The organism is Granulicatella sp. 20925_1_45 (genome assembly GCF_041433555.1).
In the GTDB taxonomy this organism is placed as follows: domain Bacteria; phylum Bacillota; class Bacilli; order Lactobacillales; family Aerococcaceae; genus Granulicatella.
This window is the reverse complement of record NZ_JAPWBR010000013.1, coordinates 40,857-51,917: the sequence shown is the minus strand read 5'-3', so window position 1 is coordinate 51,917 and position 11,061 is coordinate 40,857. Positions and strand designations below refer to the sequence as shown.

Annotated in this window: 10 protein-coding genes; 9 read left to right on the top strand and 1 reads right to left on the bottom strand. The window is 41.1% G+C overall.

The window, feature by feature from the left end; translation table 11 throughout:
• Positions 1–21: 21 nt before the first annotated feature.
• Complete coding sequence (locus O3798_RS05680; RefSeq protein ID WP_371463879.1) at positions 22–726, bottom strand: SMI1/KNR4 family protein; 705 nt, start codon at positions 724–726, stop codon at positions 22–24.
• A 145-nt stretch (positions 727–871) separates the two neighbouring features.
• Here O3798_RS05680 and O3798_RS05675 point away from each other — a divergent pair, with 145 nt between their 5' ends.
• The 9 genes from O3798_RS05675 to O3798_RS05635 all read left to right on the top strand — a co-directional run bounded on the left by O3798_RS05675 (position 872) and on the right by O3798_RS05635 (position 11,058).
• Positions 872–1,432 carry a LemA family protein gene (locus tag O3798_RS05675; RefSeq protein ID WP_048711349.1) on the top strand — a complete coding sequence of 187 codons (561 nt, stop codon included), beginning with the start codon at positions 872–874 and terminating at the stop codon, positions 1,430–1,432.
• Between the two features lie 33 nt (positions 1,433–1,465).
• Positions 1,466–2,359 (top strand): zinc metalloprotease HtpX, encoded by an 894-nt coding sequence (gene htpX, locus O3798_RS05670; RefSeq protein WP_371463878.1) that lies wholly within the window; start codon positions 1,466–1,468, stop codon positions 2,357–2,359.
• A gap of 173 nt (positions 2,360–2,532) precedes the next feature.
• Positions 2,533–3,300 carry a hypothetical protein gene (locus O3798_RS05665; RefSeq protein WP_371463877.1) on the top strand — a complete coding sequence of 256 codons (768 nt, stop codon included), beginning with the start codon at positions 2,533–2,535 and terminating at the stop codon, positions 3,298–3,300.
• Between the two features lie 166 nt (positions 3,301–3,466).
• Positions 3,467–4,540 (top strand): D-alanine--D-alanine ligase, encoded by a 1,074-nt coding sequence (locus O3798_RS05660; protein WP_371463876.1) that lies wholly within the window; start codon positions 3,467–3,469, stop codon positions 4,538–4,540.
• 11 nt (positions 4,541–4,551) lie between these two features.
• Positions 4,552–5,937: a UDP-N-acetylmuramoyl-tripeptide--D-alanyl-D-alanine ligase gene (murF, locus tag O3798_RS05655; RefSeq protein WP_371463875.1), complete on the top strand. Its 1,386-nt coding sequence runs from the start codon at positions 4,552–4,554 to the stop codon at positions 5,935–5,937.
• Positions 5,938–6,548: 611 nt separating this feature from the next.
• Positions 6,549–8,078: a DEAD/DEAH box helicase gene (locus tag O3798_RS05650; RefSeq protein ID WP_285252380.1), complete on the top strand. Its 1,530-nt coding sequence runs from the start codon at positions 6,549–6,551 to the stop codon at positions 8,076–8,078.
• Positions 8,079–8,189: 111 nt separating this feature from the next.
• Positions 8,190–8,897: a lysostaphin resistance A-like protein gene (locus O3798_RS05645; protein ID WP_371463874.1), complete on the top strand. Its 708-nt coding sequence runs from the start codon at positions 8,190–8,192 to the stop codon at positions 8,895–8,897.
• 178 nt (positions 8,898–9,075) lie between these two features.
• Positions 9,076–9,837 (top strand): CPBP family intramembrane glutamic endopeptidase, encoded by a 762-nt coding sequence (locus O3798_RS05640; RefSeq protein ID WP_371463873.1) that lies wholly within the window; start codon positions 9,076–9,078, stop codon positions 9,835–9,837.
• A gap of 189 nt (positions 9,838–10,026) precedes the next feature.
• Positions 10,027–11,058: a lipoate--protein ligase gene (locus tag O3798_RS05635; protein WP_371463872.1), complete on the top strand. Its 1,032-nt coding sequence runs from the start codon at positions 10,027–10,029 to the stop codon at positions 11,056–11,058.
• Positions 11,059–11,061 lie beyond the last annotated feature (3 nt).

Genomic DNA, 11,061 nt, shown 5'->3' with positions numbered 1-11,061 from the left:
ATGTTGGTCTTATTTTTGTGGTTATGATAATAGGACTTTGCAGTGCGCGTATTCTGGATAGTGAGAGAATTCTGCGCTGAGGAAATCTTCGATAAAGGCGAAGCGTTCTTTATACAGCGAACGAATGGCTTCGGACTCTGTATGCTCTAAGGCATAGGCAGTTTGCTGCAAGAAGAGTTGTGGATGGGTGTCTTGCAAGATTTCAAGGAGTCCCTCCAAGGTATCGGAATTTTCCTGCCCGATTTGTTGCAGTAAGGTATGGATGGAAATCCAATCTTTCATATCATACGTTATGTCTTCGGTTGTTACTTCCAGCTGAGAGAGGAAATCGTCGAAAGAGTTTGCCACTTCGAGCCACTGATCCATTTCAACGTCAATCAGGCGGATGCTGGGTTCCTGTTCAACGCCATTTTGATAATCGAAGGCGTAGTAGACAGGTCCGTCTTGGAAAAAGACTACAAAGTACTCGGGCAATCCTGTCACTTCTGGAGACCATGCAGCATCCAGAATGCTTAGGAAATACGGGCCTTCTGAGTAGCCGCTCAGTCCATTACAGAGGGCGTAGTCAAGGCCAAAGCGCGTGGGTTCTACCGTTGAAATCTTAGTGTTCGTGAAGAATCCGGCGCCATTTTCCAAAAGAAAATCCACATAGCTCTGAGGTAGTGGAAAACGAGAGAAATGCTCCTTCGTTTGTGGAATAGGTGAGAATAACTGTTGCTGAATCATGGGGCTCCTTTCTACTGCAAAATCCGTCTTAGGATGGATGCAGAAAAATTTACGTTTTGCTACTCTATCTTTACCTACTATTTTACACACAAATAGGAAAATATGGTACAATGAGGGTATTAAATCTAAAGGAGAGTGTCAAAAAATGACAGTAGTATGGATTGTATTAGGAGTCTTAGCAGTAATTGTTCTATGGGCAATGTTTGCTTACAACGGACTTGTACAACAAAAAAACTGGGTTCAAGAAGCTTGGGCACAAATCGATGTTCAATTACAACGTCGTAACGACTTAGTTCCAAACCTTGTTGAAACAGTAAAAGGTTACGCAAAACACGAACAAGAAACATTAACTCAAGTAATTGCGATGAGAAACCAAATTGCAAACATGGGTAGCGATGTTTCACCACAAGAAAAAATGGAAGCATCTAACCAATTATCAGGTGCTTTAAAAACTATTTTCGCTTTAGCTGAAAGCTATCCTGATTTAAAAGCGAATGACAGCTTCTTAAACTTACAAGAAGAATTGACAAACACAGAGAACAAAATCTCTTACGCTCGTCAATTATACAATTCAAGTGTTGCGAGATATAACATCTCTATTCAATCAATTCCAACAAACATTATTGCTGGTTTTGGTGGATTCACTAAAGAAGAAATGTTAGAAACTCCAGTTGAAGCTCGTAAAGTTCCTGAAGTGAAATTTTAATTGACAGTTCATTAGTAGGGAGGGAGTGCTAGGATGTTATACCAACAAATTGCTTCCAACAAACGCAAAACGCTTGTCGTGATTGTGTTGTACATGGCGCTCTTCGTTGCAGTGGGAATCGGAATTGGATATTATGCTTTACGCAGTGTCGTCGCTGGGGTCATTATCGCCCTTGTTGCCGGTGGGTTGTATTCAATGATGATGATTGCGAATGCGACTAATGTAGTGATGCAATTAAACCATGCCAGAGAAATTACAGATAAAAATCAAGCACCGATGATTTGGAATATCGTGAGCGATATGGCCATGATCGCAAAAGTGCCAATGCCACGTATCTTCATTATCGAGGACGAATCTCCAAACGCGTTTGCGACAGGAAGTTCTCCAGAAAAAGCAGCCGTGGCGGTCACAACAGGATTATTAGAACGTTTGAATCGTGAAGAACTCGAAGGAGTTATTGCCCACGAGTTTGGACATATTCGTAACTATGACGTTCGCCTTCAAACGATTGCGATTGCGCTTGGTGCCGTTATTGCCATGCTCGTCCAATTCGGAAGTCGCATGATGTTCTGGGGTGGCGGTAGTAGAGACCGAGATGATGATGATAACGGTGGCGGCGCAAATGCCATCTTCATGGTCATCGGTTTAATCGCGATGATTCTTGGACCATTTATGTCGACCATCCTGCAGTTGGCCTTGTCACGAAATCGTGAGTACTTAGCAGATGCGTCAGCAGTGGAATTCACACGAAATCCATATGGACTTATTTCTGCACTGACGAAGATTTCAGAAGCTCCGCCAATGACGGAAGCCGACAAGAAGAGTGCGGCGTTATATATCTCAAATCCGTTTGGGGAAGAAGGAGACTCGCTCTTCTCAACACACCCATCAACGGCCAATCGTATTAAACGATTAGAAAAAATGTAGAAATTAGACTGGGGGCTCCTCAGTCTTTTTTGTTTTCTGAGAACTAGATTAGAATGTTGCTAAATTGTTACAGAAGAAAGCGGTTCACAAAGAAAAATGTAATCTAATATACATGTTTTAGTAGAAAGAAATCCTTTATAATGGAACATGATAAACTCTATGGAGGTGAGACTGTGGCTAAACAATTATATATCCATTACGATAGCGTATCGAACCATGTACTAACGAAGTCGATAGCGTTCCATTTGTCTGCCTTACCACAGTCTGAGATTCCGCAAAACCTACTTCTCTTAAACGGGAAGTCAAGCCTAGCTACTCACGATCCATATACTGGCTTCATGTGGGTGAAGGGGCGTAAAAATGTGTTAGCGTATCTCCAAGGGGTGGAAGAAGGCAAAGAGGCGCCATCGAACTGGGTGGACTTTGATTCGATTGATTTCGTACATCAATTAACGCCGCAAGAAATTGCAGACTTGCTGTATATTTCGCACGCGAAGACGCACTTGCATTCGCCGTTCTTCTATAAATTACAAAACAACTTTATTTACTTGTCACTTGAAAATGGCTACTCGAAAGTGTACTACCGTAAAATTGAGCAGTTCTTACCAATCTTATCGGCGCAAGTACAAATCGAGATGACAGATATCTTGAACGAGACACCGAAGTTCTTATTCTTTGGGGCAGACAAAGTGGCTTCAGCGATTTCTATCGAAGCGCTCAAAGAAATGATGCCATTGTATCGTGAAGGAATCAGTCTGGCTTTTGATAAAGTCACAAAGAAAGAAGACAGCTACGAAGTGCCAATCTTCTTAACAGAAGACCGTTATCATTATGCCGATAAAGAAGTGACACAAAATGTCCGCATCGGACAACTCTCTTATAGCGAAACGTATCAAAATTGGAAGATTTCAGCAAAACTTCCAATGAATGACGCCATCTAAAGCACTTTTCACTATGGATGTGAGAGGTGCTTTTTTGCACGTTGGCCGTAACTTGTAACCGTTGGGCCGTTTTGTTATACTGAAAAGTGCAAGGTTATTTTCAAAATAACGTTCGAAGAGCCTAAATGAGGCGGTTCGCAGCACGCGAATAGTTTGGAGGATTCATATGAAAATTGTAGTGATTTACGGCGGAAAGAGTGCAGAACACGATATTTCAATCTTAACAGCCAGTTCAATTATTAAAGAAATTTATTTCGAGTATTACGATGTGCAACCAGTGTACATTACAAAAGAAGGAACATGGTTAAAAGGAGAAGCGTTAAAAGCGCCTGTAGCTTTTGATCAAGCACTTCGTTTAACAGAAGGGTCTGTAGCGCATTTTGCAACAACTGAAGGCGAAACATCAACAGGCGTTCGCATCCAACCATGCGATATCGCTGGACCAGATACAGTGGTATTCCCAATTTTACACGGACCAAACGGAGAAGATGGAACGATTCAAGGATTATTCGAAATCTTAGACTTACCATATGTTGGGTGTGGCGTATTAGCCAGCGCAAACGGAATGGACAAAATTGCCAGCAAGCATTTATTCCAGCAAGCAGGCATTCCACAAGTGCCATTCGTACCTTTTGTGAAAGCTGATTTCGAAAAATCACCAGAAGCTATCTTCACACGTGTGGAAGGAACATTACGATATCCAGTCTTCGTGAAACCAGCGAATATGGGTTCAAGTGTTGGGATTTCTAAAGCGACAAACCGCGAAGAATTAACAGCAGCCATCGAAGAAGCGTTGAAATATGACCGCCGTATCGTCGTAGAACAAGGAATCGACGCACGCGAAGTCGAAGTAGCGGTTCTTGGAAATGACGAAGTGAACACATCTGTGGTTGGGGAAGTCGTGAAACAAGCAGGCTTCTACGATTACAATGAGAAATACATTAACAACACAACAACACTTCAAATTCCAGCAGCGATTCCTGAAGAAGTCTCTGCTAAAATTCGTGAGTATGCCGTAACAGCATTCCGTGCCATTGACGGTAGTGGTTTAACACGTTGTGATTTCTTCTTAACAGAAACAAACGAAGTGTTTATTAACGAAGTGAATACAATGCCAGGGTTCACACAATTTAGTATGTATCCAAAACTTTGGGAAGCAATGGGCATTTCCTATAAAGATTTAGTCGAAGAACTCATTCAATTAGCGTTGAAACGCTATAACGATCGTCACGCGAGATAAGGGGTAGAAAGATGAGTATTGGAACAGTTGCTGAAATTACAAAAGCCGTCGAAGCGATTGATTATCAATCAGCACATCGATTTGAAGTTATCGAATCTGTAGCCTTCGATACACGAAAATTAGGTCCAAACAGCCTTTTCGTGCCACTTCAAGGGCAAACAGATGGACATGATTATATTGAACAAGCGATTCAAGCAGGCGCAACAGCCGTGTTATGGGGCAAACAAGATGTAACGCCACCAGATGGAATCTGTGCCATTTGGGTGGACGACCCACTTCAAGCTTTTCAAAAATTAGCGAAATGGTATTTAGAAAAAGTATCACCACGCATCGTTGGAATCACAGGTAGTTCTGGAAAAACAACGACAAAAGATATGACAGCAGCTGCTCTAGGCGCACGCTACCGTGTCTATAAAACACAAGGGAACTTCAATAACGATATCGGCTTACCACAAACGATTTTAGATATGCCCGAATCAACTGAAGCGCTTGTCTTAGAAATGGGAATGAGTGATTTCCACGAAATCGAGTTTTTATCAAAATTAGCACGCCCAGAAGTCGTTGCGATTACGCTCATCGGTGAATCGCATATGGAACAACTGGGAAGCAAGGAAGGCATTGCCAAAGCTAAACTTGAAATCCTTTCTGGACTACAAGAAAATGGAACCTTTATTTATCCAGCACATGAAGAGTTAATTACAGCAGGGATTGCACAAGCTGAAAAACCTGCAAACTTCAAAATCATTACAGTTGGTGAAGGAAGCAAGGAACTCTCAGCTAAGAACATCGAACTTTATTCAGACCACACAGCGTTTGAATTAGTGACACCAACAGAAAAAGTGGCGGTAACATTACCAGTGCTTGGTGCGTACAATGTTTCAAATGCACTACTTGCGATTGAAATTGCACGCACATTGGATGTGCCTCTTTCAGATATCGTTTCTGCCTTAGCGAACTTCGAATTGACGAAGAACCGTACGCAATGGGTGAAAGGCCAAAACGGAGTAGCCATCTTGAATGATGCATACAACGCCAGCCCAATCGCGATGAAATCGGTCATTAAATCATTTGTTTCAGTCGAAGCAGCAGGCCGTCGCGTCCTTGTTCTTGGGGATATCCGCGAACTAGGAGAACATTCGAAAGAATTGCACGCCAGCATCTCAGAAGTCATTTCTCCAAGCGAAGTCGCACTTGTGTACTTGTACGGCGAAGAAATGGAAGCACTCTATGATGCGTTGAAAGGACAGTTCGATTCAGCAGCTCTTCACCATTACATGGACAAAGAAGCGTTGATTGCTGACTTGAAGGCTGAACTCAAAGAAGGCGACCAAGTCCTTATCAAATCAAGCAACGGCACAGGCTTACTAGCAGTTGTCGATGCCCTAAAAGCAGAATAACAATTATAAAGTAAAGCGAGAGACGGCAAAGCGTCCCTCGCTTTTTTCGTCCCCTCATGGAGAACTACCCATTATAAAGTATCTCCATTTCTCAACCGCACCACGAGAAGCAAACACTCCCGTCTCCTCCCGCTTTTTATTTTGAAACTGCTATTCCAAGTTAATTGACGCTGATTCCGAAGAATCTAGCGGATTTTATAATGGTAGTAATGGGGGATAGCATTCAAAGTGAATTACGTACTCTTGAAAATTTATTTTCTAGAGTACATTTGAATTTTGAAAGAGCTTGAGACCGTGGCTCAAGCCGGTGCCCCATTACAGCCATTATAAAAAATCCGCAAGGATTTGAAGGAATCAGCACTTAGTCAAAAACTTGTTATAAAAGGATTTTTAAAGAATAAAAATCAGGAGTCGGCGGTCTGTATTCTTTGCATTCTCGCAGGATGCGTGCTATACTATTCGCTGAGTTGAGAAATGTACACACATTTATAATAGATAGTTTGAAATTTAAACGATTGTAGAAGTCTGGTGCTCTTACGAAAAGCTCCAGGCTTTTGTTATGAAGGGAAATCCCTCGTGTGCTTCTCACCGAAGTATCCAAGGAGGAAAATATGAAATTTAATGAATTAGGATTGGATTCTGCCTTACTAGAATCTATCGAAAAAATGGGGTTTGAGGAAGCAACTCCCATTCAAGCACAAACCATTCCAAAAGCGCTAGCAGGTTTAGATGTAATTGGACAAGCGCAAACAGGGACTGGTAAAACAGCGGCATTTGGCTTGCCAATGCTTCAAAAAATCGACCCAAGTAAAAAAGGCGTACAAGGACTTGTTATCGCACCAACTCGTGAACTTGCGATTCAAACACAAGAAGAATTGTTCCGTCTCGGACGCGACAAAAAAATTCGTGTACAAGCGGTTTACGGTGGCGCGGACATTAACCGTCAAATTCGCCAATTAAAAGAAAATCCACAAATCGTTGTGGGAACTCCAGGTCGTTTATTAGACCACATTTCACGCCGTACATTAAAGCTTGCGACAGTGGAAACACTTGTCTTAGACGAAGCGGATGAAATGTTAAACATGGGATTCTTGGAAGATATCGAATCGATTATCAAACAAGTTCCAGAAAACCGCCAAACGCTTTTATTCTCTGCGACAATGCCAGATGATATTAAACGTATCGGTGTTCAATTTATGAAAGATCCAGAACATGTTCGTATCAAATCAAATGAGATGACAGCAACTTTAATCGATCAATATTTCGTAAAATGTAAAGACTACGAGAAATTCGACATTATGACACGTTTATTAGACGTTCAAACGCCTGAATTAACGATCGTATTCGGACGTACAAAACGCCGTGTAGACGAATTAGCACGCGGACTTGAAATGCGTGGCTATCGTGCAGAAGGAATCCACGGAGACTTAAGCCAACAAAAACGTATGAGCGTTCTTCGTGACTTCAAGAACAACCATTTAGACATCTTAGTCGCTACAGACGTGGCAGCGCGTGGACTAGATATCTCAGGCGTAACGCACGTATATAACTACGATATCCCACAAGACCCAGAAAGCTATGTACACCGTATCGGACGTACAGGTCGTGCTGGTCAAGAAGGAATGTCTGTAACATTCGTGACACCAAACGAAATGGATTACTTACGTGTGATTGAAGAATTAACACGCAAACGTATGACAAGCCTTCGTCCACCAACGCAAACAGAAGCCTTGGAAGGACAAACAAAAACAGCCATCGAGTCTATCGACGAAATGATGAAAACTGTGGAACCAAGACGTTTCAAAGAAGCGGTATCTTACTTATTAGACGAGTACGAACCAGAAGAATTGGCAGCTCTATTACTTAAGAGCATGATTAAAGACCCAACTGAAATTCCAGTTAAAATCACGCCAGAACGTCCATTGCCAAGCCGCAAACGTGGCAACAGCCGTGGAAACTACAACCGTAGCGACCGTAAAGACAACCGCGGACGTAACGGAAAAGGAAGCTTCAAGCGTAAAGAAGACCGTCGTGGCCGTGGCTTAGAAGATGAATATACACGCGGATATAAAGGGAAAGATTCTCGCCGCCGTAACAACAAAAAGAAAGCTGACAAAGGATTTACAATCCGTCAGAAATAATGACTGAAGCAGACTAGTGAAACGCTAGTCTGCTTTTTCTTTAGAATTTCATATTGACAGTGTCTGCTATAAAACGGTAATATAAGGAAAAATCATGTGAGGTAGAAGTAAATGGGTGCTCGAATGAAAAAACCGCTTTGGGTTCTATTCTTTTTTGTAGCGAATATTGTCATATTAGGTGGAATTAAATTTATGTTCCGCAAGAATGTGTTGAATCTAGATCGGCAAGCGAATATGTGGAAGTTCATAGTTACGATTGTTTGCGTTGGTATTTTGTTCATTTTTATGTACCATGTACACACAAAATTGTTTAAGCCAAAAGTAAAAAGAAAAATTCAACTGAAGGATTTAATTTTTGTGTTTGTAACGTATATTGCTGTTAGATTTTCAGATTATTTGATTTATAGTTTGTGGAGTTCAATGGCGTATGGGACAAATCGAACAAAACTAGTTGATTTTTTCTTTAAGGCAACTCGAACAATAACGGCAGACAAATTTGTTTTTGCTTTAGACGCACTAACGCTCGTTTGTATTGCACCTTTGATTGAAGAATTTCTTTTTAGAGGTTTTCTGAATAATTTGCTCCGAGAAAAAGTGAATGCTTTTGTTAGAATGTCTATCGTTTCAATTTTATTTACAGTTGTTCATATGCCGTATATTCATAATTGGATACAGTTTTTAGCTTATCTTATTGGCTCTATTGTTCTTTTTCTTATATATGAACGAAGAAGAAGTTTGTTTGACGCAATCCTATTACATAGCCTTTCTAATGGACTTCTTGTAATCTTGTTCATCGAAATACCGAGACGCTTCTTTTAGAAAATTAGTCAGTGACTTCTGTTAAAGGAGTCACTTTTTTTGTAGAAATCTTTTTTGATTTTAGGTTCATTTTAGTTTTAAGGAGTACTCTCTTATTAAGGAAGACGCCCAAAGAAAGAAGCGATTTTCTTTCAATAGAACAGTGTTTTGATACAATAAGGAAAAGAGGGAACCAATCATGAATGTTTTAACTAAAATTAGACCAAAAGAACCATTAAAAACTTTAAAGTGGTATGACATCCTCATCGTCACGATTATCATGTTCGGTGAGTTTATCATCCGATCCACACAACAATTTCTACAGAGTTTACAACCAGTAACCCAAGTGGCCCAGCAGTATACGGAGACGACAACGTCCTATAGCGACGGGGCAGCGTATTCGAGTAACTTTACCTTACAGGTGATATTACTAGCGATTGCACTCTTGTATTTAGTCATCCGTCATTACGACTTCAAGCAGTTGAAGATTCGTTTTCACTGGTCCGTCCTCATCTGGGTACCGTTATTATTCACGATTGTCGGACTCTTTGGCGACATCGTAACCACACTGAGCGGTGAATACAATTACTTTGACCCAGTGCTTGTTCCGTTCATGAACCCACAGGAAATCATCAATAAGTTCTTAGCGTTATCTCCAATGGCCATCGCTTATGGGCTGTTAAATGGATTCTACGAAGAGTTCTTCTTCCTTGGATTAATGACATCGGTAAAGGAAGAACATCAGTGGAAGGCTTTAGCATTCTCAACACTGGTTCGTTTCTCATTACATACGTACCAAGGAATGTTGTGGGCAATTGTTATCGGAGTCGTGTACGGATTGTTCTACTACTTCATGTACAAGAAAGTGGTCAAAAACCTATTACCATTCTTCCTTATGCACGCATTGGCAGATATGTTTGGTTCAACCTTCATCTACTTGCTAATCGCATGGGCATACTAACGTTTTACAAAGCGCATCCTGGAAAGGGTGCGCTTTTTTCTTGTTGAAAGGCTGCAATTACCATATATGGTAATTGCGTGTTGGAGTGGAGTAAAAACAGTGTAAAATCAAGCTTCTTTCTTATGTGTGAGGGGGAGGGTTATGGTATGATAGCGCTAGTGATATCAGTAAAAGCGAGGAGACTTTCAGATGTATTATGTAAAAAATCAACGTAATGGACAAGAAATCTACGATGCAACGACAAACTTAGCCATCGAATATTTCTTATTAAACGAAAAGAAACTCGATGAACCAATTTTGTTATTTTATGTTAACGAAAATGCGATTATCATCGGGAAAAACCAAAATACCATCGAAGAAATCAATCAAGATGGTGTAGATAAACTTGGCGTACAAGTGGTTCGTCGTTTCTCAGGCGGTGGAGCCGTGTATCACGATATGGGAAATATCTGCTTCTGCTTCATTACAGAAGATGATGGCGATAGCTTCCGTGATTTTGGGAAATTCACAGAACCCGTGATTGAAGCACTACATAAAATGGGAGCAACAGGGGCAGAGTTACAAGGACGTAACGACCTTCTCATCGACGGTAAGAAATTCTCTGGAAATGCGATGTACTCAAACAATGGCCGTTTAACAGCGCACGGAACATTAATGCTCGATCTAGATGTGAGCATTTTGCCTCAAATTTTACGTCCAAAACAAGAGAAAATCGCGTCAAAAGGAATCAAGTCAGTTCGTTCACGCGTGACAAATATCAAACCGTACTTAGCGCCTGAATATCAAGACTTAGACATCTTACAATTCCGCGAAGTGCTCTTGAAAAATATCTTCAATGTGGAAGATACATCAACGATTAAAGAGTATGTTCTAACGGATGAAGACTGGGTGCGTGTAGAAGAATTACGCAGCAAGTACTTCAACAACCCAGATTGGAACTACGGAAAAAATCCAAAATTCGAATTCAAACAATCTAAACGTACTCCAGCCGGACAAATCGAGTTCAGCTTGAACGTTGAAAAGAATGCCATCAAAGACATTAAGATTAACGGGGACTTCTTCGGTCTTGGTGAAATCAGCGATGTAGAAAAAGCGCTTGTGGGCGTAGGATACAACCGCGAAGACTTAACAAAAGCCTTCGAAGCTATCGACATCCGCCGTTACTTCGGTAATGTGACAGTGGACATCCTAGTAAACCTATTACTAGGGGTAGAAGAATAAAAT

Bases quoted from the DNA above. Each gene is read 5' to 3' on its own strand.
- O3798_RS05645 (WP_371463874.1), top strand. From the start codon at position 8,190: ATGGGTGCTCGAATGAAAAAACCGCTTTGGGTTCTATTCTTTTTTGTA.
- O3798_RS05680 (WP_371463879.1), bottom strand. From the start codon at position 726: ATGATTCAGCAACAGTTATTCTCACCTATTCCACAAACGAAGGAGCAT.
- htpX (WP_371463878.1), top strand. From the start codon at position 1,466: ATGTTATACCAACAAATTGCTTCCAACAAACGCAAAACGCTTGTCGTG.
- O3798_RS05640 (WP_371463873.1), top strand. From the start codon at position 9,076: ATGAATGTTTTAACTAAAATTAGACCAAAAGAACCATTAAAAACTTTA.
- O3798_RS05635 (WP_371463872.1), top strand. From the start codon at position 10,027: ATGTATTATGTAAAAAATCAACGTAATGGACAAGAAATCTACGATGCA.
- O3798_RS05675 (WP_048711349.1), top strand. From the start codon at position 872: ATGACAGTAGTATGGATTGTATTAGGAGTCTTAGCAGTAATTGTTCTA.
- murF (WP_371463875.1), top strand. From the start codon at position 4,552: ATGAGTATTGGAACAGTTGCTGAAATTACAAAAGCCGTCGAAGCGATT.
- O3798_RS05650 (WP_285252380.1), top strand. From the start codon at position 6,549: ATGAAATTTAATGAATTAGGATTGGATTCTGCCTTACTAGAATCTATC.
- O3798_RS05660 (WP_371463876.1), top strand. From the start codon at position 3,467: ATGAAAATTGTAGTGATTTACGGCGGAAAGAGTGCAGAACACGATATT.